Source organism: Flavobacterium omnivorum, from assembly GCF_900099915.1.
Lineage (GTDB): Bacteria > Bacteroidota > Bacteroidia > Flavobacteriales > Flavobacteriaceae > Flavobacterium > Flavobacterium omnivorum.
Window position 1 is genome coordinate 78,183 of the sequence record NZ_FNDB01000011.1, and the last position, 23,639, is coordinate 101,821.

The 23,639-nt window shown below is 32.0% G+C and carries 17 protein-coding genes and 3 tRNA genes; 6 read left to right on the forward strand and 14 right to left on the reverse strand.

Annotated features, from left to right (window positions below):
• Positions 1-15: 15 nt before the first annotated feature.
• On the forward strand, positions 16-1,287 hold the full coding sequence (locus BLS90_RS11400; protein ID WP_091257803.1) for a tetratricopeptide repeat protein: 1,272 nt from the start codon (positions 16-18) through the stop codon (positions 1,285-1,287).
• A gap of 57 nt (positions 1,288-1,344) precedes the next feature.
• Here BLS90_RS11400 and BLS90_RS11405 read toward each other — a convergent pair whose 3' ends face one another.
• Positions 1,345-2,106 (reverse strand): C40 family peptidase, encoded by a 762-nt coding sequence (locus BLS90_RS11405; protein ID WP_091257805.1) that lies wholly within the window; start codon positions 2,104-2,106, stop codon positions 1,345-1,347.
• Positions 2,107-2,177: 71 nt separating this feature from the next.
• A complete protein-coding gene (locus BLS90_RS11410; protein WP_091257839.1) occupies positions 2,178-3,356 on the reverse strand; it encodes an acetyl-CoA C-acyltransferase in 1,179 nt (392 codons plus the stop codon).
• 228 nt (positions 3,357-3,584) lie between these two features.
• On the opposite strand from BLS90_RS11410, the gene BLS90_RS11415 reads away from it, so the two are divergent.
• The 3 genes from BLS90_RS11415 (at position 3,585) to BLS90_RS11425 (ending at position 3,855) form a co-directional block, all read left to right on the forward strand.
• A tRNA-Ser gene (locus BLS90_RS11415) sits at positions 3,585-3,668 on the forward strand.
• Positions 3,669-3,685: 17 nt separating this feature from the next.
• A tRNA-Pro gene (locus BLS90_RS11420) sits at positions 3,686-3,760 on the forward strand.
• A 21-nt stretch (positions 3,761-3,781) separates the two neighbouring features.
• Positions 3,782-3,855, forward strand: a tRNA-Arg gene (locus tag BLS90_RS11425).
• A gap of 749 nt (positions 3,856-4,604) precedes the next feature.
• Here BLS90_RS11425 and BLS90_RS11435 read toward each other — a convergent pair.
• From BLS90_RS11435 to BLS90_RS17120, 4 genes are all read right to left on the reverse strand, one after another.
• Complete coding sequence (locus BLS90_RS11435; RefSeq protein ID WP_091257809.1) at positions 4,605-5,408, reverse strand: nucleotidyl transferase AbiEii/AbiGii toxin family protein; 804 nt, start codon at positions 5,406-5,408, stop codon at positions 4,605-4,607.
• Positions 5,405-6,226 (reverse strand): type IV toxin-antitoxin system AbiEi family antitoxin domain-containing protein, encoded by an 822-nt coding sequence (locus tag BLS90_RS11440; RefSeq protein ID WP_091257811.1) that lies wholly within the window; start codon positions 6,224-6,226, stop codon positions 5,405-5,407. Before BLS90_RS11440 ends, BLS90_RS11435 begins: the two co-directional genes overlap by 4 nt.
• A 153-nt stretch (positions 6,227-6,379) precedes the next feature.
• Complete coding sequence (locus BLS90_RS11445; protein WP_262488575.1) at positions 6,380-8,128, reverse strand: DEAD/DEAH box helicase; 1,749 nt, start codon at positions 8,126-8,128, stop codon at positions 6,380-6,382.
• The gene (locus BLS90_RS17120; protein ID WP_245705096.1) at positions 8,129-9,382 is read right to left on the reverse strand and encodes a TOTE conflict system archaeo-eukaryotic primase domain-containing protein; all 1,254 of its coding nucleotides are present in this window, start codon (positions 9,380-9,382) and stop codon (positions 8,129-8,131) included.
• Between the two features lie 300 nt (positions 9,383-9,682).
• Here BLS90_RS17120 and BLS90_RS11450 point away from each other — a divergent pair, with 300 nt between their 5' ends.
• On the forward strand, positions 9,683-10,342 hold the full coding sequence (locus BLS90_RS11450) for a M15 family metallopeptidase (RefSeq protein WP_091257813.1): 660 nt from the start codon (positions 9,683-9,685) through the stop codon (positions 10,340-10,342).
• A 4-nt stretch (positions 10,343-10,346) separates the two neighbouring features.
• Here BLS90_RS11450 and BLS90_RS11455 read toward each other — a convergent pair whose 3' ends face one another.
• The 8 genes from BLS90_RS11455 to tsaD all read right to left on the reverse strand — a co-directional run bounded on the left by BLS90_RS11455 (position 10,347) and on the right by tsaD (position 18,325).
• Positions 10,347-10,913: a hypothetical protein gene (locus tag BLS90_RS11455; protein WP_091257815.1), complete on the reverse strand. Its 567-nt coding sequence runs from the start codon at positions 10,911-10,913 to the stop codon at positions 10,347-10,349.
• A 1-nt stretch (position 10,914) separates the two neighbouring features.
• Positions 10,915-12,096, reverse strand: a complete 1,182-nt coding sequence (locus BLS90_RS11460; RefSeq protein WP_091257817.1) for a THUMP-like domain-containing protein — start codon at positions 12,094-12,096, stop codon at positions 10,915-10,917.
• A gap of 2 nt (positions 12,097-12,098) precedes the next feature.
• On the reverse strand, positions 12,099-13,190 hold the full coding sequence (locus BLS90_RS11465) for an AI-2E family transporter (protein WP_091257819.1): 1,092 nt from the start codon (positions 13,188-13,190) through the stop codon (positions 12,099-12,101).
• Between the two features lie 78 nt (positions 13,191-13,268).
• Positions 13,269-14,216: a zinc metalloprotease gene (locus BLS90_RS11470; RefSeq protein WP_091257821.1), complete on the reverse strand. Its 948-nt coding sequence runs from the start codon at positions 14,214-14,216 to the stop codon at positions 13,269-13,271.
• 253 nt (positions 14,217-14,469) lie between these two features.
• The gene (locus BLS90_RS11475; RefSeq protein ID WP_091257823.1) at positions 14,470-15,414 is read right to left on the reverse strand and encodes a zinc metalloprotease; all 945 of its coding nucleotides are present in this window, start codon (positions 15,412-15,414) and stop codon (positions 14,470-14,472) included.
• A gap of 526 nt (positions 15,415-15,940) precedes the next feature.
• Positions 15,941-16,579, reverse strand: coding sequence for a DUF4159 domain-containing protein (locus tag BLS90_RS11480; protein ID WP_091257825.1), 639 nt, complete (start codon positions 16,577-16,579; stop codon positions 15,941-15,943).
• Between the two features lie 13 nt (positions 16,580-16,592).
• Positions 16,593-17,300: a 16S rRNA (uracil(1498)-N(3))-methyltransferase gene (locus BLS90_RS11485; protein WP_091257827.1), complete on the reverse strand. Its 708-nt coding sequence runs from the start codon at positions 17,298-17,300 to the stop codon at positions 16,593-16,595.
• Positions 17,301-17,302: 2 nt separating this feature from the next.
• Positions 17,303-18,325 (reverse strand): tRNA (adenosine(37)-N6)-threonylcarbamoyltransferase complex transferase subunit TsaD, encoded by a 1,023-nt coding sequence (gene tsaD / locus BLS90_RS11490; RefSeq protein ID WP_091257829.1) that lies wholly within the window; start codon positions 18,323-18,325, stop codon positions 17,303-17,305.
• Between the two features lie 198 nt (positions 18,326-18,523).
• Between tsaD and BLS90_RS11495 the strand changes: the two genes are divergently transcribed.
• Positions 18,524-22,957, forward strand: a complete 4,434-nt coding sequence (locus BLS90_RS11495) for a translocation/assembly module TamB domain-containing protein (RefSeq protein ID WP_091257831.1) — start codon at positions 18,524-18,526, stop codon at positions 22,955-22,957.
• Positions 22,958-23,639: the final 682 nt, after the last annotated feature.

The following is a 23,639-nucleotide window of genomic DNA, read 5'->3' on the forward strand; positions in this document are numbered from 1 at the left end:
TTAACACAGAATATTATGAAAAGTAAATATGTATTACTAGCATCAGCATTATTGATATCAGTAGCTACTTTTGCTCAAAAAGATCAAATTAAGGCAGCCGAAAAAGCGATGAAAGGCGGTAAATCTCAAGAGGCAGCAACCATTTTAACGGAAGCAGAACCCTTAATAGCTGCAGCAACAGATGCTGAAAAGGCACAGTTTTTCTTTGTAAAAGGAAATGCTTTATTGGATTTAGCCAACAAGAATGTTGATGCCAATACCAATCTTTCGCTAGCTGCAAAAGCGTATCAAGATTTAATTGGAGTGGAGAAAATTTCTGGAAAAGTAAAATACTCAACCCAAGCAGTAGCTTCAATTACGGATATTAAATTCAAATTGATAAATGGTGCAATTGCAGATTCAAAAATTGAGAAGCATTCAGACAGTGCAAAAAAATTATATGACGCTTACCTGTTAGATAAAAAAGACACAATCAATTTATATTATGCGGCTTCAACTTATGTAAATGCAAATGAATATGACAAAGCGCTTGAGTTATACGAGAACTTGAAAAACTTAAACTATTCTGGATTAGGGACTAGTTACTTTGCAGTGAATAAATTAACCAGCCAAGAAGATTTTTTTGCTACTGCTGCAGAAAGAGATAGAATGGTGAAGTTAGGAACACATGAAAAACCAAGAACTGAAGCTATTCCTTCTAAAAGAGGAGAAATTTATAAAAATATGGCTTTGATTTTAGTTGAAAAAGGAAAAACAGACGAGGCTAAAAAAGCAATTTCTGAAGCAAGAAAAGCAAATCCAGAAGATACTTCTTTGATTTTGACAGAGGCTAATCTTTACTTGGAAACTAAAGATTTTGAAATGTACAAAAAGCTTATTGCTGAAGTTTTAGAAAAAAATCCTAATGACGCTGATTTAGTTTTTAACTTAGGAGTGATAAGTGCAAATGCTAAAAATGTTCTTGAGGCGGAGAAGTATTACAAAAAAGTTATTGAAATCAATCCTCAATACATCAACGCCTATATTAATTTATCTGCTTTGAAATTAGAAAATGAAAAAGTCATTATTGATGAAATGAATAAACTTGGCACTTCTACTAAGGATATGAAACGATATGATGATTTGAAAAAGAAGAGAGAAGATTTGTTCAAAAGTGCTATTCCTTATCTTCAAAAAGCAGTAGAATTAGATCCTAAAAACTCAGATGTGTCCAGAACACTTTTAGGCGTATATAGTGCTCTTGAAATGACAGCAGAATACAAAGCCTTGAAAGCTAAGATTCAGTAAATCTCATATTGTATTATTCATAAAAAACCTATCTAGAGTATTTCTAGATAGGTTTTTTTATATAATCTTTTTAATAACTCGTAATTTATGGGTGTGTTTATTTGTCTCGGCATTAAAAATTCCCAAATGATCCAATCGATCCACGCGAACTTTACCACTGGCGTGAATGATGTAATTATCATCCATTATAATTCCTACGTGAATAATTTTGCCTTCCTCGTTATCAAAAAAAGCTAAGTCTCCGGGTTCACTTTCTTCAATAAAACTCAAAGCTTCTCCTTGAGTTGATTGTTGGGAAGCATCACGAAGTAATTTGTATCCATTCAATTTATAAACCATTTGAGTAAATCCTGAACAATCAATACCAAAAGGAGTTTTTCCTCCCCAAAGATAAGGAGCATTCAAATACATAAAGGCAGATTTAATAAAGTTCTCTTTGGTCTTTTCTCCACTAGTTTTAGTTCCCTCAAATTCAAAATTAGACGTATTGATTTCATGATTGTTAATAAACGATACGGAAGAACCGAGAGGAATTGGAATCAGTAAATTGTTTGGCGCAGTTATGTATTCTATTAAGTCAGCATTTAGAATAATAGCTTCTGTGGATAATTGAGTATAACTTGATTCAGCAATTAATTGATATTGTTTAGAGTCTACCCAACCTTCATAACCATCATATTGCATTTTGATAAAAGACCACTGTTTGAGTTGTTCTAAAATTTCGAAATGTTCTCCAAATAAAACTTGAGAAACAATTTCGCTTTTATCACTTGGTTCAAACCGAAGTGGTATCATCGCTAGATTACAAATTCCAAACATGTTTGTTAAGGTATGAGGTAAGAGTTGTGAGTTATACGTTTAGGTACGTATAACTCACAACTCATAATTAATTAAATTCTTTCAATAACAACTGCTGATGCACCACCACCACCATTGCAAATTGCAGCAGCACCGATACTTCCATTATTTTGTTCTAAAACGTTAAGCAATGTGACAATGATTCTCACTCCAGAACAACCTAGAGGATGACCTAGGGATACAGCACCTCCATTTACATTTACTTTGCTACTGTCTAATCCTAAAATTTTAGAGTTAGCTAAACCTACTACCGCAAAAGCTTCGTTAAATTCAAAATAATCAACATCGCCAATCGCTATTCCAGCTTTTGCTAAAGCTTTTGGAATTGCTTTTGAAGGGCTTGTAGTGAACCACTTCGGTTCTTGAGCCGCGTCTGCATATCCTTTGATGTAAGCCAAAGGCTTCAAACCTAATGCAAGTGCTTTTTCTTCGCTCATCAGTATTAATGCCGCAGCCCCATCGTTAATTGTGGAAGAATTAGCGGCTGTCACTGTTCCTTCTTTTGTAAATGCTGGATTTAAAGAAGGTATTTTATCAATTTTTACGTTTGTAAATTCTTCATCTGTAGAAACGATAATCGGATCTCCTTTTCTTTGAGGAACGGGAACGGGAACAACTTCATTATCAAATTTTCCTTCTTTCCATGCTTTAGCGCTACGCTCGTACGATTGAATTGCGGCCTTGTCTTGGTCTTCTCGGGTATAATTATATTCGGATGCACATAAGTCGGCACAAACACCCATAGCATTGTTGTCATAGGCATCAGACAATCCGTCTCTTTGCATTCCGTCAATCATGGTAGCTGGTCCAAACTTTGTTCCATTTCTCAAATGCATGTAATGTGGAATTAAACTCATGTTTTCCATTCCACCCGCTACTACAATTTCTGCATCACCGCATTGAATGGCTTGTGCGCCTAACATGACTGCTTTCATTCCTGAAGCACATACTTTGTTTATTGTGGTACAGGCCACGGTATTTGGTAAACCTGCAAATATAGCGGCTTGACGAGCAGGAGCTTGACCTACGCCAGCTTGAACTACGTTGCCCATAAATACTTCATCAACTAAATTAGGATCTAATTTTATTTTGTCCAAAGCGCCTTTAATAGCGATCGCGCCTAATCTAGGAGCAGTGACTGTAGATAATCCCCCCATAAAACTTCCGATAGGTGTTCTAACGGCAGAAACGATAACAACTCTTTTGTTCATGACTTTCATAATGTTGGTTTATGAAGCAAATTTAATCTTTTTTAAACAATTTCATATTTTGACAAGGACATTATCTTTTTTATATTTATTTCGCTTCTATTTGTTTGATTGTGAAGTGTTTTTGAAAATACGACAAAAAAGTTTAAAAAAAAGGCTTGAAATAGTTGTGAGAAGTCTAAAGATGTATTAAATTTGCAACCGCAAAACAGGACACGTTTCCTTGAGCTTGGAGGGGTGCCAGAGTGGTAATGGAGCAGTTTGCTAAACTGTCACCGAGCAATCGGTGCCAGGGTTCGAGTCCCTGTCCCTCCGCTTTACAATTTTTTTTTCGGGGTGTAGCGTAGCTCGGTTATCGCGCCTGCTTTGGGAGCAGGAGGCCGCAGGTTCGAATCCTGCCACCCCGACTAGTTTTTTACAGCAGCAATGGAGGCATAGCTCAGCTGGATAGAGCACCTGCCTTCTAAGCAGGCGGTCGAAGGTTCGAATCCTTCTGCCTTCACTTTAAACCGATACTTTCACTAGTATCGGTTTTTTTGTTTTTTTATTATTGAATTTTAGTTATTTACCTTATTTTAGTGCTATTATCTCATTTCTACATTTTTTGGATCTTTTTTCTGTAGATCAATTAATTTTTCGGTCTGTGTCACTTAATTAGTTGTAAATCAGATTTTTATTAGATAGTTTTTTTTCTTTTTTACTTCAATTGGTACGAATGTCCTTTTAGGGTAGGTAACAGAATTCGAACCATTTTTAAATAACTGATTTACAGTGTTTTGTTTTTTAATAAGATGCTATAAATAGTAAAAAGAGAGCGGATAAATCTGTGTTTTATAAAAAAATAATTTCAAAAGCATTTTTGCATCTAAAATTCGAACCAGTAAAGAGTAAGGAAAAATAGTTATTTAGTTTATTTTCTTATGCCTAACTTTTTTTTGGATTGTCATGTTTTGAATGAAATTTAAATTCCAAATAAAATTATTTTCTTAAGAAGATAGACAATTTCAGATTCAATTTTTGGTAAGATAGTCGAATCATCTGATCGGTACTGACTAATAATTTTTAAATATTTTTCTTCAGCCTGTGAAACTCTTAGGTCAATATTTTCTAAATCCGAATATTTAAGATTCGTCTTAATATTAAAAATGATTTTAAAGGAGTACAAAGTATACCTTCAAAATCTCCATCTCTATTTAAAATAATTTTAGAAGGGAATAGTTTTAATTTGGTACTAGGATAGATAGATGATCATTAAACCACCCATTTCTTCAATTGTCTCTGAATCCCTCTTTGTATTTGGTCAAAATCTGGAAGGTCTTTTATTTGGTCGCTCATGGATTTTTGCCATCTTGCTTTGTATTGCGGTAATTTTTGCTCCAACTTTTTATAAAAATCTGCTGGATCAAGTTCTTTACTTTCACATTTATTTTTGAATTCTGATGTATAAAAATCAATATCCATACCATGTACTTCGAGTAAATACCATATATCATAGTAATCTCTTGGTTGCATTCGTTGCATTACGCAGCGTAATTTTTCTACTAATAGTTCTTCTAAAGGGTAACACAATAGTTTATATTCTTCTTCGTCTGAATATTCAATTATTGCTTGTTTTATAACTGGTTCAAATTCTAATTTTTCACTTCTTGAAATATCAACTTTCACTTTCTTATTATTTCCAAATCCGCCAAGTGGCCCCACATAACTGATATAGAAATTTATCCCGCCATCTTCATGCTCGTTATCATCAATTATCTCTAATGGAATGTTTGCTTCTTCTTTTACATACTCAAAAGTTTCTTTGAACCATTCGAAAATTTGTTCATTTGTGATATTGTTGTCTAGCAACGTAAAATCTAAATCTTCAGAAAAGCGATAATCAGCAAAATAGATTTTCTTGAGTACGGTTCCGCCTTTGAACACAATGATTTTTGAAAGTTTTTTGTGTTCCGAAACACCTTTTAATATCCAAGACAATATATAATCCTTTTCGATTTGTTGGTCACGAACTTCAACTTCGCGTGCTTTTTTTTGTATTTCTCCTGGTTTAATCATGTGTAAATGGCTGACTTAATTGTTTCTGTTTCTAAATTTTGTTGAATACTCCATCGGCTTATCATTTTGCCAGATTTGGGTAATTCGGTATCCAATAATACATAGGAAGTTGTTTTTATATTTAATAGTTCTTGAATAATTTCGTTATCAATTTCCAAGATTTCCAGCAAAAACCCTAATCGTTTAATCACCGCTTGGGATTTGAATTTTATAGCGTACTCTAATAATTTATTGAAATCAATCTTATTTCGAATTTCGTGAATTGCTTTAGCTATTTCTACAATTCCACCTGCATAATCTGGTTTGAACAGACAGTCCACAATAGTTTTTTCTAAATCAGAACAAACGACCTTATTGAAATTATCAATCCACATTTTTTTCTCTCCAAAAAAATGATTTTCATTATGATAAATAAATTGGAAAGTAATATTCTTAACTTTAATTTCGGATGGCCTCATTTGTTTTGATACTACGATTTGTTCTTTTAGTGATGGTTGGGTTATAAGATTATGAATTTGTAAAGCCGAGTAATAACCAATATAATGTTTTGTATCTTTTACTAAATATTTGGCCATCAAATGCCAATCGGGCATAAAAGTTTCTGCATTTTCTTCATAAGGTATGATATAATAAACACCTTCTTTTAGCCTCATTAGCAGTCCTCTTTTTGTCATATCGCTAAGTAATTTACTAACCGTGTTTTCTTTCGACAAAGGCAAAACTTTTAAAGCTTCTTTATATTCAAAACAAATTATATTCTTTCCATTAAAGTAAGAAAGGATCTCGTTAGATTGAGTTGAAATATTTTTATGTTTCATAGTGTATATATGAGTTTAAAGCTCACTACAATGATACAAAATACAATTATAATGTTAATCATATTTTACATTTAATTTATGTATTATAGTTGTATGATGAGTTTTTAACTCATTAAATTGATATAAAAGATAATTTTTACAATCCGATTTTCATCAAAAAAGCCTTTCTTCAATCAGATCTTTCCAAATAATAAAACCTTTTCTATTGACTGAATAATCATGGAGTATTCTGCTAAAATTATCTGGTTGATTTTCTATAAAAGCTTGTCTACCATTATTTTTAATGGAATTTAGGTAGTTATCAATTTGTTTTAATTTATCAGGAATTGATTGTTTGTCATTGTCAAAATGCCAGATATAGGTTGCTTCTTCTGTGTTTAAGGTTTCTAAAACGATATGAAATCCTGTTTTTCCTGCTAAAAGAAAAACAAATGAAAATGGATTCAAAACAAATCTAATTTTAAGAATAGTTCTCTCGTGATGTTCGGCTAAATAGTGTAAATGCTTTTGGTGTTTGTAGTTTTGATTCTGCAAAAAATCAATCAATAATTCATCTCCAGAATCATATAATTTGACATTATTTTCATTTTGTAATTGATTTATATCGAATAAATTTTCTTTGCCAATTCCATTTGGTTTTCCCAAGAAAGTCTTTATTATAAACTTAAACTTTACGCTTTCAATCAATTCTCTGGTTATCTTTTTTAGATCATTGGAGAATGCAAATTGTGAAATTAGTTTTCCGTCTTCGAATTCAGCATAAATGGAAATTGAGATATTTTTAATTTTGAGTGTCTTGGAGAAATAAGCTTTCAAAACTTCAAATTCTGGTCTTATTTCAAAGTTTTCAATATCAAATTCAAGCTCGATTTTCATTTCTGAAACATCATAATTAAAAGAGATACTTCCGTAACGAAATTCAAGTTTTTCAAATTGAATCTTTACTTTTTTATCAATAATGAAAGTGTTATTTGAAACAATAATTTCTTCTTCAGGTTCATCAAATAAAGTCGCCTGTTTGTCAATTTTCCTGTAATAGACATTTCTTTTTAGAAACATCTTGTTCAAATAATCAATCTTACTATCACGATAATCATAAATAGTTGGCGTTATTTCCGACCGTTGCACTCTACCGATGTATTGAATTAGTTTTCCTTCAAAAGAAAACGGATAAACCAGAAAAAGACAATTGGCATTTTGTAAATCGGTTCCTTCTCCAAAGAATTGTCCAGTAGTAATTAGCACTTGATAGTTTCCTTCTTTAAGCAATTTCCATTTTGAATTTTTACTACTTTCAGAATCTTCTCCACTCAACGTAATTAATTCATAAGACTGTTTTAAATATTGATAAAGCGAGTCAATGTGTTCTTTTCGTTCGGTAATAATAATGGCTTTTTTATCCGATTTTAATTCATTGATGACATCTTCAAGAATTGCTTTGTTTCGAGTAGAATCGTGAACCAGGATTTTTGATACCGTTTCAAATTTGTCCGTTTTTGAATTGAATGGAACATCAAGTTCTGTGTTTCTAATAATGATTTTAGGTTTTTTAGTAGTGCTGATTTCATCTGACTTTATCTCGACAATAACTTCACCCAAATGAATAAAAATTAATTTGCTATCATTATATTTTCGGAATGGAGTTGCCGTCAATCCATATAAATAAAAGGTTTGCAATTTTGAAATTGTATTTCTGAATGTTTCCGCAGGAATATGATGGCATTCATCCAAAATAATAGTGCCAAAAGCATTTAAAAATTTTACTGTGTCATACTTTTCTAGTTCTTTTGACAAACTTTGAATCATAGCAACCGTTATTTGCTTACCGATTTTGGTTTTTCCTTGACCAATTTTTCCAATCTCATTTTTTGGAATTCCTAGAAAAGTTTCAAAACTTTCTATTCATTGGACTGCAATTTGTTTTCGATGTGTGATGATCAATGCACATTGCTTTTTCTCTGCAATAATTTTTAGACCAACGATAGTTTTTCCAAAACCTGGAGGAGCTACAATTACTCCTAAATCTTTCTTTGCAATCGTTTTAATCACTATTTGCTGGTGTTCTAGGATTTGTGCGTTGAATAAAAAAGAAACTTCTTTTAATTTTTTCCTTTCATCCTTGAAATCATATTCAATTTTATTTTCTCTACAAAAGCGAATTATTTTTCCAATAAAACCTCTTGGAATAATTACTTCATTTTCCGTTTCTTCAACCAGTTTGAAATATCGTTCTGTTTCAAAAATATTTTTGCACATCTTCTTTTTGACTAAAAATTCCACATTTAGAAAATTCAATTCTTCTTTTAGAAAATTGATTAGTGAAGTTGAAATAGCATTGCGATTAATTTTTACGTCATTTGCCAATCTTATTGTTAACTTTTCATTGTATAATTTTGGTACAATCGAAGCAGCAATATTTTGTTGTGTATTATGAATTTGGTATAATTCATCCAATTTTGTTGTCGAAATTTTTTGAATGTTCTTTATGAAATCCCATTGATTTGGAATTGGTTCTAGATTTTCTATATCGATAAAACAACTATTCCCTTGTTCAAATGTTTTCTTATGCAGCGGAAGTGCTATCAAATTTCCAAATCCTTTTCCAGAAAGAAAATCTTGATTGGGAAACATCCTGTCAAAACTAGAACTTTTGTCAAACAAAGAAAAAACGCCTGTTTGCTCTAAAATTGAAATAAATAGCTTCCTGCTTTTTATTGCTGGATAAGGTTGTTCAAAGAATATCCAAACGTGCCCACCTTTGCCTGAACGAGAGTGTTCCAAATAGGCAGAAATTCTTTTTTGATTACAAGCATTTATAAACTTTTTACAGTCATCAATCCAATCGACTTTATCAAAATCTGCAACAATAAACCACGAAGTGTTGTCTTTGAGTAAAGGATAAATTACAATATATTGTTCGCCGTTTAAGTGTTTTTCAATCTGTCTTTCTGTATATGGTAGGTATTCTTTATCTGTATAGGTTTGGAAAGTTCCACCATTCATTTTATGAGCTCGATACCGATATGGATCATAAAAGTAGGCTGGCATATAACCACTTTTGTTACCTTTTTCCCAGCGAACCGCAAACACATCTTCTCTTCCTGCAAAAATAGATTTGAATAGTTGGATGTTATTTATTGGGTTTGATATTTGCATAATCAGTTCTTTAAAGGAATTACAAATATATTAAAGTCAAAAGTTAGAATGGTTGGTTTATATTGGGAAATATGATTTAAATATATTGAAATCAATTTTTTAAAATCGGTGAGGAATTAAAATTTTAGTAACTTTATTCTTCAAAACAATCAGCTAACAATTTCAAATCTTCAAGTAAAAGGTTCGAATTTTGTACCATAAGGTTCACTTTAAACCGATACTTTCACTAGTATTGGTTTTTTTGTTTTTATAATTTTTTAAACTCCTTTATTTATGGTATTTTTATAAAAAATAGACTGCATGCTTTCTTACTTCAAACTTCTCGCCCCTTTTTGTGTCTTATTTTGTTTCGCTTCTTGTAAGTCGCAAGCCATTTTCTCTGATAAAATAGAATTAAATAGTTCAGCAAGCAATGACACCACATTTGTAAATTTGAAAGAGTACAATAGTGATTTTGTGTATGACATGAAGTACGCAACAGAAGATAATTTTCTAAAGACAAAAGTGTACGATTGTGCGGAATGTTTTTTAAGGTTAAAAACGGTGAAGGCTCTTATTGAAGCCAATAAAAAATTCATTGAAAAAGGATGTAAAATCAAAATTTTTGATTGTTACCGCCCTTTAGATATTCAGAAGAAAATGTGGGCTATAGTTTCGAATCCAAAATATGTAGCAAATCCTGCAAAGGGCTCTATTCATAATAGAGGAGGAGCGATAGATATTACTTTGGTAGATAGTAGCGGAACTGAGCTCGATATGGGTACCACATTCGATTTTTTTGGAATCGAAGCAAGTCATAACTATACGAATATTTCAGAAACAGTAAAACAAAATAGAATACTATTAAAGACCCTTATGACAAATAGTGGATTCAATTCTTTTGATTCCGAATGGTGGCATTACAATTTGAAGTCAGGTTTGAATGATAAAGTATCTAATGCTAAATGGGATTGCAAATAGAATCTTATTCTATACATTGTAGGTAATTAATGAAGTAGGTTTCCGGATTGTACACTTCATTTGTCAATTCTGATATAAACTCTTTTTTGAAGATATAGTCTTCTGTGTCGGTCAAATATTTAATACGCATCAGGGTAACGGGAGCTTTTTTTAATTCTTCAAAACTACCTTTCATAAACATGAAAACGCCAGAATTAATTCTGTTATCAAAACCTTTATCATCGCGTAATAGCGTTCCGCAATTTTCTTGATCCACATGCATTAATGTAATTATTTTTCCATTATTTAATTGTAAAAATAATTTAGAATTTTTATCAAAGCAATTTGCTTTGATAAAATCTTTGCTTTTTTGTAGTAGTTGTATGCTCAATGTTGGCATGCCATCTGTTAACGCAAGCGAACAAAAAATATAACTAGAATTTCCAGCAAATTTTTTTTCACTAATCATGTATTCCTTGGTTGATTTGTAGGTTCCAATGGAGTCAATAACGTTAGCGCTGTAATCACAAGGTTTTTGGGCAAATAGACTGCAGCTGAAAAGAAAGAAGGCTAGAAGGAGCAAGTGTTTCATTTTATATTATTTTGGTGCAAATTAAAACTATTTTATGGTTATTTGAATCAGTTGTGAAAAAACAGTAATTCTTTCCTCCATCTTTGATTTTCCATTTTTTCCGAATAGTTTCGACACTATCTGGAAAATTTCTTGTAGTTAGATTAGCTTGTTTCTTTTCTAAATAAACTTTCATCTCCGATTTATGGTATGGTATTGCGTGTAGAATTTCAAAAGTACGTCCTGGAAATGAAATGAAATTATCAGAAGTGTAAAGATGAGAGTGTTTTTGTATTTTATTTAAATTGTAAAATGTTCCAACTTCATCGAATCCACCTGATTTCATGATGGCGCTATTGGGTTCATATAAATACTTTTGTGGACTACTGTAATTTGGAATTTTAGAATTTTTGTTTAAAATAAAATCGAATAGTTCAATTTCATCCTTAACGATATTAGCAGTCTTGATCTCTGTAGTGCCACAATAATCTTTGTGTAATTCCCATAATAATTCTTTTACCTCATTTTCAATAGCAACAATATGGATTGTTTTTACATGTTGCAATTCAGATAATCCAGCTGAAATATCTAGAAGAGGTGCTGTTTTTATTAAAATCGCATTCGAATTTTTAAAATAAAAAGCTAGATTTTCTGGAACATTTGGCAAACAATCTTTGAGCATAAATACTTTTCCTTTTGAATCATTTCTTCTAGACGGATCAATATAAATCCAACCCCAGGTAGTTTTTAAAGCTTTTAAAGTGTCCATGCTGTCTGCGGAATGGCAAATGATGTTGGGAATATTTAATTGTTTAAAATTATGTTGAACGATAGCAGATAATGCTGGATTTATTTCGCAATGGGCTACTTTTTCTATCTTTTTTGCAAAATAATAATCGTCAACTCCAAAACCTCCAGTTAAATCAATTAGAGATTTTCCCGATACAATTGAGGCTTTATAGGAAGCGGTTGTTTCAGATGATGTTTGTTCTATCGAAATTTTACTTGGATAAATTATATTTTTGGTTGCAAACCAAGTTGGTAATTTGTTTTTTGCTTTTGTCTTTGCTTCTATTTGGCTCAAAACAGTAGTCCAATTGGACTCTGGAAATGGATTTTTTTGAAGTGCTAACTTTGATATGTTTACACCAATATTATCATCTATAAAAGCTTGTATTGCTGGATTTAATAGTGCTGTGTCCACAATTAAATACCTTTAGTCAACAACATGATTATTTTGTTTTCAGGGAAGAATTCTTTACCAATGACCTTTATTATTGTATAAAGAGGAACTGCTACCACCATTCCAAGAATTCCAAAAAGGAAACCTGCAATCAGAATTACTAGGAAAATTTCCAAAGGGTGTGAGCTTACACTTTTAGAAAAAATGATAGGTTGAGAAAAGTTGTTGTCAATTATTTGTACCATCCAAAAACCAATTAAAACGTATATTGTTGTTGGTAAAATTTCAGATTGAAAATCAGTGCCCAAATTACTTAGCATTGTCAAAATTGCGGCTAACACCGAAGCAATTAAAGGTCCGATATAGGGAATAATGTTTAACACAGCACAGAGAAAAGCAATAACAAGCGTATTAGGTACTCCAAAAATAAACAGGACAATCATATATAAAATAAATACGATGAACAATTGAAGCAATAAGCCAATAAAATAGCGCGACAACAAGTGGTTTATTTTATCTAAAGAATGTAAGATTTGGTCCTCATGGCTATTTGGAATTAATTTTTTGGCACCAACAATAAACATCAACCGGTCTTTTAGAAAGAAGAAGGTTATGAATAGAATCGATCCTAATGCTACTCCTAAGCTGCTAATGGTATTCAGGATTGTGTTTAAAAAATTAGGGATAAAATTAAAGTTTACCTTAGAGGTTACGTTAGCCTCCTTTAAAAGTTGTGCAGAATCAATCTGATGGCTTTCAAGGAACACACTTATTTGCTCCATTAATTGAACAATATCTTTTTCAATTTCTATTGTATTTAGTAAGGAAAGATTTTGTCCCTGTGATAAAACCAACGGAACAAACATCATTATAAAACCGAAGATAATTAATATAAAAATGAATAAAACTAGTATTGTAGCAAAGATATGATTGAATTTTAGCCGTCTTTTAAAAAAGTCTAAAATGGGATTTCCAATCAATGTCATTATAAACGATATTACCAGATATATTAAGACCGATTGAATTTGGTAAAAAAATAATAAAATTAAACCGCAGAAAGCTAAAGTCAATAGCGCTCTCAAAATACCGTTGGAAATCGTCTTTGATGTAATCATTTTATATTTTTAGTTGGTAAATATAAAAAAAAACTCGCTAACAAGTAGCGAGTTTTGAATTCTTAAAAAACTAAAAAACTACAATCTGAAACTTGCTCTTGATCCACCAGAAACAAAAACGGCAGCCATTCTTGATTTTTGACCGTTAGAGAACATATACATTCCTCTATCATCAGTATAATCCATATAGTTCATTGTCATTTCAACTGGGTTACCAGAACAAGTACTGTAATGTGGATATGCTGGAACTCCAGAATTTGCTGCATTGTGAGTAGGTGTATCAGATACTAAATCACTACCACAAGTTGCATCACCCCAAATATGGCGTAAGTTCATCCAGTGTCCTACTTCATGAGTTGCTGTTCTTCCTAAGTTAAAAGGGTAAACGGCTGTGCCAGTATTTCCTAAATATTTTGAATCAATTACAACACCATCAGTAGAAGAAGACCCACCAGGAAATTGAGCATAACCTAAGATTCCACCTCCAATAGTACAAGCCCAAAGGTTCATCCTAGTAGTTGGAGTTGTTGGAGCAATTCCGCCTTGAGAAGCAATTTTCATAGCGTCGTTAGTACCCCAAGAAGTTTTTGTAGTAGCTTTTCTATAAATAGCTTCTAGTACAAAAGAGATTTCTACGTTCGCTTTAACACCGGCAAATAAAGAAGGAACTTGATTAAAATCCGAATTTGCTGCGTTAAAATCTTTATTTAAAACATCAATCTGGGATTGAATTTGTGCTAAGGAAATATTTTCAGCAGTGGTTCTGTAAAGAACATTCACTACAACCGGGATTTCAATTTTTCCATTTACTAAACGACCAGTCAACATTGATTTTTGTGTGAATGCTTCAATTTCATTCATTCTTAACGCTAAAGAAGGATCTGCCTTCATTTGTGCTGCTAGGACTTCTTGAGATGCGCAACCACGTTTTGCAATAGCATCTGCTGATGGAGTAATTTCTGTTGTGTCATTTTGACAAGAAAAAAGCATTAATAATGCTACAGCAGATAAGAGAATTTTTTTCATAATAAGGTTGATATAAATTAATAGATTTGGTTAATTATTTAAAAAGAAATTTAGAAAATTTGTTACAATAGTGACTTTGTGATGCAAATTGTAATTACAACAGCTCAGGAATAAATAACTGCTGAACTGCCACTTAAATAAGATTTAAATAATTTGAGATACTTTGTAATTATGTAAAAACGAAAGGAGCTTATTTATTAATAAAAAGAGGTGACTATTGCTGCCACCTCTTTTTGTAATGTAGGAAAGAAAATTATATTCCGAAACCCGCTCTTGCGCCACCTGAAACAAAAATTGCATCCATCCTTGATTTTTGACCATTAGTAAACATATACATTCCTCTATCGTCAGTGTAATCCATATAGTTCATTGTCATCTCTACCGGAGTACCTGTACAAGTACTGTAGTGAGGGTAAGCTGGAACACCATAGTTAGCCGTGTTGTGTGTAGGAGTATCAGAAACTAGATCACTTCCACAAGTTGCATCACCCCAAATGTGACGTAAATTCATCCAGTGGCCCACCTCGTGCGTAGCCGTTCTTCCTAAGTTATAAACCCCTGAAACTGTACCAGTACGTCCAAATGCATTATTATCCATTACAACTCCATCAGTTGCAGATGATCCTCCAGGGAATTGAGCATAACCAAGAATACCACCTCCCAAATTACAAGACCACATGTTTAATACTGTACTAGGTGTAGTAGGTGCAATTCCTTTGCTAGCGCTTTTCATCGCATCATTAGTTGAAAATGAGGTTGTTCTTGTTGATTTTCTTACTACGTTTTGTAGTACAAATGTAATTCCAACATTGGCAGCAACTCCAGAGAATAAAGCAGGAGTACTAGTGAAATCAGAATTTGTTGCATTGAAATCTTCATTTAAAACGTCAATTTGAGATTGGATTTGATCTAAAGATATATTTTCGGCTGCTGTTCTGTACAATACGTTTACTACAACTGGAATTTCTACTTTACCATTTACTAAACGACCAGATAACATTGCTTTTTCAGTAAAAGCTTCAATTTTGCTCATTCTCAAAGCTAAGGTTGGATCTGCTTTCATTTGTGCTGCAAGAACTTCTTGTGACGCACAACCACGTTTTGCTACAGCACTGGTTTCTGTTGCTGTTTCTGTAGTGTCATTTTGACAAGAGAAAAGCAGTACTAGTGCCGCTGCAGATAAAAGAATTTTTTTCATAATAAATTTGTTATAAATTAATAGATTTGGTTAATTATTTCACAATTTTATAACAATTTTTTCATAAAAAAAATTAATGGTTGCTTTATTTTAAAAATAATTTTTAATCCTTTCATTTTACGGGTTTCCATAAAATTAAATATTTTTGTTTCAAAGTATTTTCTGATAGTTCATTTTGATTTTAATATAAACAAACTTCTATTTTTTAGTTTTATATGGAAGTAATTATACTTTTTTTTGTGAAATTATTTTAAAAAACACTAATTTTCACAACAAATTAAAACAGGAGCATTTAGTTAAATCCGCATTTTGTTAAACAAATTTAGCCATAGGGCTTGCGTTTGATGGGATTTTGGTACTTGATTTTTCTAATGATTCTTTGATTTTAATTAGATCAATAGTATTTTTTCATAAAATTTATTTTACAATACAATCCTCAAAATTTATGCTACAAGGAGTTTGTCTTTTAAAATCAGAAAAGTAAGTGCTGCAAACGAAATGAAGAATAGTGAAGTTAAAAAAACGCCTAAGTAGTAAAGAGATAACTAATAATATTGGCACCCATTTTTAAAGCTTTTTCGCGAATATCTTTTGGATCATTATTTACTTCAGGATCTTCCCAGCCATCTCCTAAGTCACATTCATAGGTGTAAAGTAAAACGAGTTTTTCTTTGATAAAAATGCCAAAAGCTTGTGGTCGTTTGCCATCATGCTCATGTATTTTTGGCAATCCATTTGGAAATGAATATGGTTTTTGAAAAATGATATGATTAGCAGGAATTTCTACTAGGTTGTTGTTTGGGAATATCTTTCTTATTTCTTTTTTAATAAATTGATCCATCCCGTAATTATCGTCAATATGTAAAAATCCACCCGCTAGCAAATAATTTTTTAGGTTACTCGTATCTGCATCGCTAAAAACAACATTTCCATGACCCGTCATGTGAACATAAGGATACGAAAATAAATCAGGGCTGCTAGGTTCGACAGTGGCCGGCTTTAATTTTATGCGGGTGTTAATATTGGCATTACAATATTTTATCAAGTTGGGGAGTGATGTTGGGTTGGCGTACCAATCACCACCGCCACTATATTTCACTAAAGCAATTTCTTGTGAAAAACAGGGTATATATAAGAGTAACAAGAGATAAAATATTTTTTTCATAGTGTGTAAGCCGTTATTCTTCGTTAATAAAGACCACGCTGTGGCAGGCAACGATGGCCGCGGTTTCCGTTCGTAATCTTGTATTGCCTAAAGAAACAGGAATAAACTCATTAGTAAGCGCTAATGCGATTTCTTTTTCTGAAAAATCGCCTTCAGGACCTATAATTATAGTTAGCTCTTGATTGCGTTTTAAAACTGATTTTAGGGATTTTTTATTTGTTTCCTCGCAGTGAGCAATCATTTTTAAACCTTCTTGTTTAAGATTAATAAATTCCTTGAATGTGACGGCATTATTTAATTTTGGAAGATACACTTCATTGGATTGCTTCATTGCTGCCAAAAGGATTTTGTCAAATCGTTCGATATTGATAACTTTTCGTTCGGAATGATCGCAAATGATTGGTGTAATTTCATGTATACCAATTTCAGTAGCTTTTTCTAAAAACCATTCAAATCGATCGTTCATTTTAGTGGGAGCAACCGCTAAATGCAATCTAAATTTTGATGGAGGAGCTTTTTCAAATGAAATAATTTTAACCGTGCATTTACTGTCTGAGGCTAAGGTGATTTCGGTTGTAAATAAATATCCTAAACCATTGGTAACATGCAGTATGTCAGTATCTTTTTTGCGCAGTACTTTTATGATGTGTTTGCTTTCTTCTTTGTCAAAAGAAAAAATTTCAGTAGCTTCAGTAATTGTAGGACTGTAAAATAATTGCATAATTATAGTTGTATTCTTGCTTTAGAAACCACAGCTGAAGTTTCAAATGTTTGAGTTAAAAATTTTTGATAACCAACAATTCCAATCATTGCAGCATTATCAGTGGTGTATTCGAATTTGGGAATAAAGGTTTTCCATCCGTATTTGTTCTCGGCTTCTTTTAAAGTTTTTCGGATTCCTGAGTTGGCAGAAACTCCTCCGCCAATAGCGATTTGAGTTATTCCTGTTTCTTTCACGGCCAATTTTAATTTGTCCATCAAAATTTCAATAATCGTATGTTGAATAGAGGCGCAAATATCATCTCGGTTTTCTTCGATAAAATTTGGATTTTCTGCTTTTTTTTTCTGTATAAAATATAAAATAGCGGTTTTTAAACCGGAAAAACTGAAGTCTAATCCAGGAACTTTAGGTTTTGTAAAAACGAAAGCTTTTGGATTTCCTTCTTGTGCATATTTATCAATTAAAGGACCTCCGGGATAGGGCAGACCTAAAATTTTGGCACTTTTATCAAACGCTTCACCTACGGCGTCATCAGTTGTCTCGCCTATAACAGTCATGTCAAAAAAGTGATCTACTTTAATAATTTGAGTATGTCCGCCGCTAATGGTCAGGGCTAGAAAGGGAAAGTCAGGTTTTTGATAGCCTTCTTCCTCTATAAAATGAGCTAAAACATGGGCTTGCATGTGGTTGACTGCAATCAGCGGGACTTGCAGTGCTAACGCCATTGATTTGGCAAAAGAGCTGCCTACTAAAAGGGATCCCATTAGCCCAGGACCTTGCGTGAAAGCAATTGCTGATAACTGTTCTTTTTGTATATTTGCTTTGCGAAGTGCTGCAGCAACTACTGGAACAATGTTTTGTTGATGTGCACGGGAGGCTAATTCAGGAACTACCCCACCATATTGAGTATGGATGAGTTGATTGGCCACAACATTTGACAGTACTTTATCGTTGTGTAAAACGGCAGCGGCAGTATCGTCGCAGGAACTTTCGATGGCAAGAATAAAAACCTCGGAATTTTGCATAAAAAGGCACAAATTTTGAATTACATTTGACGGGTCAATGATAAAAAATTAATTTTTTAAAGTACAAAATTAAAGAATTTTTATCAAAGGGCCCCGTTTCTAAAGGCAAAATACAGTAGTGAAAAATTTAAATTGTAAATAGGTATCAAAAAAGTTATAAAAATAGTACTTCGTTCCCTGCTTGGGCTAATCCTACTTTTGCTAGTTCTTGCTATCGCACTCACTTTGCCAGCTGTTCAAACTAGAATTGCGCACTATTTCACGAACAGCATTAATAAAGATTTTGGGACAAATATCGCTATTGATGGGGTTGCAATTTCTGTTTTTGGAGGAATAAAATTCAAAAAAGTATTGATTCGCGATCATCGTAAAGATACTTTAATTTATTCCGAAAGAATACAAACTACTATTTTGGAAGGAAAAAAATTATTGGATGGTGATTTGATTTTTGATGGTTTGGATTTACATGGGTTAATTTTTAACTTAAAAACGTATAAAAATCAAAAAGAATCAAACCTTGATAAATTCATTAAAGCATTTGAAACTGGAAAGCCGTCCAGCAGAAAATTTTTGCTTAAAGCGAACAAACTTCAAATCTTTTCTGGACATTTTATGCTGACTGATGAAAATCGGGAGATTCCAAAAGAGTTGGATTTTACAAAGCTGAATGCTTCTGTAGCGGATTTTAAAATATTTGGTCCTGATGTTACAACCAATATTAATAAGATGTCATTTCTAGATTTTAGAGGTTTGTATGTTAAAAATTTAAAATCAAAATTTACTTATTCGAAAAAAAATATAAAGCTCGAAAAGTTAGACTTATTAACGAAAGAATCCACCTTAGTAGGAACGGTTTTATTGAATTATAAAATAGAAGATTTCTCTAATTTTACAGATAAAGTTCTTTTTGATATCAAATTGAATTCGGCTTCTATAGCATCGAACGATATTCGTTATTTTTATAAAGAAATTGGTAAAAACCAACATTTTTACGTTAAAGCAAGTATTAAAGGAACACTTAACAATTTGAAATTTAAAGATCTGGAATTAGTAGATGATCGAAAGACCCAAATAATTGGAGCTATTAATTTTAATAATCTTTTTGCTAAAAAGGGACAAAAATTCTCCATGTATGCCAAATTTGATAAATTGACCTCCAGTTACGAAGATTTGATTGTAATTCTGCCTAATATTTTGGGGAATAAATTACCGACTTCCTTAAAAAAACTAGGAAGATTTTCCGCTTCAGGATCCTCCAATGTTTCCACTACCGCAGTACAAGCAGATTTTTCTATGAGCACTGCACTAGGGAAAATAACTTCAAAATTAGCCATTCAAAATATCAACGTAATAGATAAGGCTTCCTATTTAGGAAATGTAATTTTAGAAAATTTTGACATTGGAACTTTATTGGATCAAAAAGAAGTTGGTCGGGTAAGCTTAAATATTGATGTGGATGGTAAAGGATTTAAACAAGAATATTTGAATACGGCCATAAAGGGAGACATAAGTCAAATAGAGTATAAAACGTATAATTATACTAATATCGTTGTTAATGGAACGCTAGAAAGTCCCAATTATAAAGGTCAAATAGAAATTAATGACCCAAATCTGAAAATGATATTTGATGGTTTATTGGATTTAAGCAAAAAAGACAGTCGTTATGATTTTCATATTATCGTTGAAAATGCAGATTTGAACAAACTAAAATTAGTAAAAGACTCGGTTTCTGTATTCAAAGGTGACGTTGTGGTTCAGGCTTCAGGAAATAACATAGAGAATTTTCAAGGAAATGTTTATATCAACAAAACCTCTTATCAAAATGCGAAAGACACCTATAATTTTGATGATTTTGCGATAAATTCTATTTTTGATCAAAATAGAATCAGGACGATAACTGTAAATTCTCCAGATATTGTGCAAGGAGAAATTGTGGGTAAATATGAATTTAATCAACTGGAAAATTTAGTAAGAAATTCATTAGGGAGTCTTTATACCAATTTTAAGCCAAGCAAGGTTAAAAAAGGACAGTTCCTTAAATTTAATTTTTCCATCTATAATAAAATAATCGAAATATTTTATCCTGACATTTCAATAGGAGCTAATACCATTGTCAAAGGAAATATTAATTCAGATAATCAGGAATTTAAACTCAACTTTGATTCTCCTCAAATTAAAGCATCAAATACAACGTTTGACAATATTAGAGTTTCTGTTGATAACAAAAATCCTCTTTATAATGCCTTTATTGAGCTCGATAGTATCAAAACAAAATATTATAAAATACGTGATTTTAGTTTAATAAATGTTACCATGAAAGATACATTATTCTTTCGTTCTGAATTTAAAGGAGGTCCAAATGCAGAAGACTATTACAATCTGAATTTATACCATACGATAAATAAGGATAATAATAATGTTGTGGGCATTAGCAAATCAGAAATTAAATTCAAGGACTATTTGTGGTTTTTAAATGAAAATGAAACTCCAAATAATCAAATTGTTTTTGATAAGTCATTTAAAAATTTTAATATCGATAATATAATTCTATCCCATGAAGATCAGTCGATTTCTTTAGCGGGGGTTTTTAAGGATACAACCATAAAGGACTTGAAATTGAGTTTTAAAGATGTTAACTTAAATCAGATTACACCTACGAATAATAAGTTTGTTTTGCAAGGAAATATTAATGGAGAAGTTGATTTCAAACAGAATAACGATGTTTATCAACCTACGGCTTCGATAGTCATTGATAATTTAGATGTTAATAAAACCCCTCTAGGAACTTTAAATTTTGATATAGAAGGAGATGAGAATCTGAAAAAGTTTACTATCAATTCGAATTTAGAAAATGAAAATATTGAAGCATTTAATGCCAATGGGAGTTTTGAAATCGTGAATAAAGAGACAATCCTTGATTTAAAATTAAAATTCGAAAAATTTAATATTGCCACATTAAATTCGCTTGGTGGAGAAGTATTGTCTAATATTAGAGGGTCCATTTCAGGTAATTCTAGCATAGAAGGCAATCTCAAAAAACCGAATATCAATGGTCGCCTTTATTTAGATAATGCGGGTATAACCATTCCCTATTTGAATGTAGATTATGGATTAGGTAATAATACAATTATAGACTTAACAGATGAGCGATTCTTATTTAGAAATAATACCTTAACCGATACTAAATATGGAACTAAAGGTAGCTTAAATGGAAATATTGAGCACAATAATTTTACAGATTGGAAATTAGATTTGGCAATTAATTCCAAACGATTATTAGCCTTGGATACTAAAGATAGTGAAGATGCTGCCTATTATGGAACCGCCTTTATAGACGGTACTGCTACGATTAAAGGACCTACGAATTCTTTATTTATAAAAGTTGAGGCTAAATCAGAGAAAGGCACAGCTATAAAAATTCCTATTAATAATGCGGAGAGTGTAAGTGATAATATCTTTATCCATTTTGTAACAGCTAAAGAAAAATACAATTTAGAGAATGGCATTGTTGATAACACCAGGAACTACAACGGACTCGAACTTGAATTTGACTTTGATATTACCCCAGATGCAGAAGTAGAAGTGATTCTGGATCGCAATACCGGTCACGGAATGAAAGGGAAAGGATTTGGGTCGTTATTATTTAAAATCAATACATTAGGAAAATTTAACATGTGGGGAGATTTTCAGGCTTATGAGGGAACCTATAACTTTAAATACGGAGGACTTATTGATAAGAAATTCGAAGTAAAAAAGGGAGGGTCAATTACTTGGGAAGGTAATCCCATGAAAGCACAGTTAAACCTGGAGGCCATTTATAAAACATCAGCAAATCCAGCAGTTTTATTGGATAATGCATCCTTCAATACCAAAGTTCCAGTGCAAGTTGTCATAGGAGTTCGTGGAGATTTAACCAGTCCGGAACCCGATTTTAACATCGAATTTCCAACAGTGAGTAATGTATTGAAATCAGAGATTCAATACAAACTAAACGATAAAGATGTCAGACAAACACAAGCTTTGTATTTGCTATCCTCGGGTGGTTTCTTAAGCCCCGAGGGAGTTAACCAATCTGATTTTTCCGGTAGTTTATTTGAGACTGCCTCAAGTATTTTAGGCGGAATCATACAATCCGATGACGAAAAGTTTAAGGTTGGGTTAAATTTTATTGGTGCAGATCGAAGAATTGGAAAAGAAACTGATGGAAGATTCGTTGCCACAATTTCATCTAAAATTAATGAAAGAGTGACTATTAATGGTAAACTGGGAGTTCCTTTTGGAGGAATAAATGAGTCTGCAATTGTAGGTGATGTGGAAGTTCTATTTCGAGTTAACCAAGATGGAACGTTAAATCTAAGACTTTTTAATAAAGAAAATGATATTAATTATGTTGGTCAAGGGATTGGCTATACGCAAGGTTTAGGGGTTTCTTATGAGGTAGATTTTAATACTTTCAAAGAACTTGTAAATAAGATTTTTAAGAATCTAAAATTTGATAAAGTAACAACTCCTGCTTCCGAAGATCAAGATTCCAACTTATCACCAGACTACATTAATTTTGCAAAATCAAAGAAAACCAATACTACAAAAATTAAAAAAAATCAAGAAGGCTTAATCCCTGAAGAAAATTAAGCTTTAAAAGTAGCCTCTTGCTTGATTTAAAACAATAGCCTTTCATTCATTACTACTTTTAATATTCTATTAAAGAATTAGTAGGGATTTCAACTGGAACGGAAAAGTGCGTATACAACAATTTAATTTTCCTGTACCTTTTGGCACACAATTGTTAACTTGTCGTGAGGATTTGAAGCGATTAGTGGATGGTGTTTTTTTACTATATAAACTATTTGCTTTGGACTTCCAAGCCTTTAGGGTTTAGGTATATCTTTATTTTTCAGTACAGAGAAAATCAAATTACTCTTTTTACACTGTTGCTTTTTTCAATTGATAATTCCTCTAGATTATTTGGGACTTTGCAAGTGTTAGAATTTTTAAAAGAAGCCGTACAAAAAAAAGATAGTGACAGCAGTCTCATTAGCATCACTAATTCATATGCTCGCATTTTGTTAGGTTTATTGCTAGTTTTTAAGGCGTAAAGTACGGTTTGGAATAAATCTGGTTTGTAATAAAAGTCACAAGGTGTTAGTTTTAAAAAAATTAATATTGGTAATCATTGTTGTCCGATAAAAATAATCGGAACGTTATTTTTTCTTTGTTTTTCAAGGCTTGACGAGGTTTAAACCTAGTTCAGCTTGTTTTTGACTACTTTCCTGAGAATTCGATGTACTAAAAAATATAATTTTTGGTTTCTTCT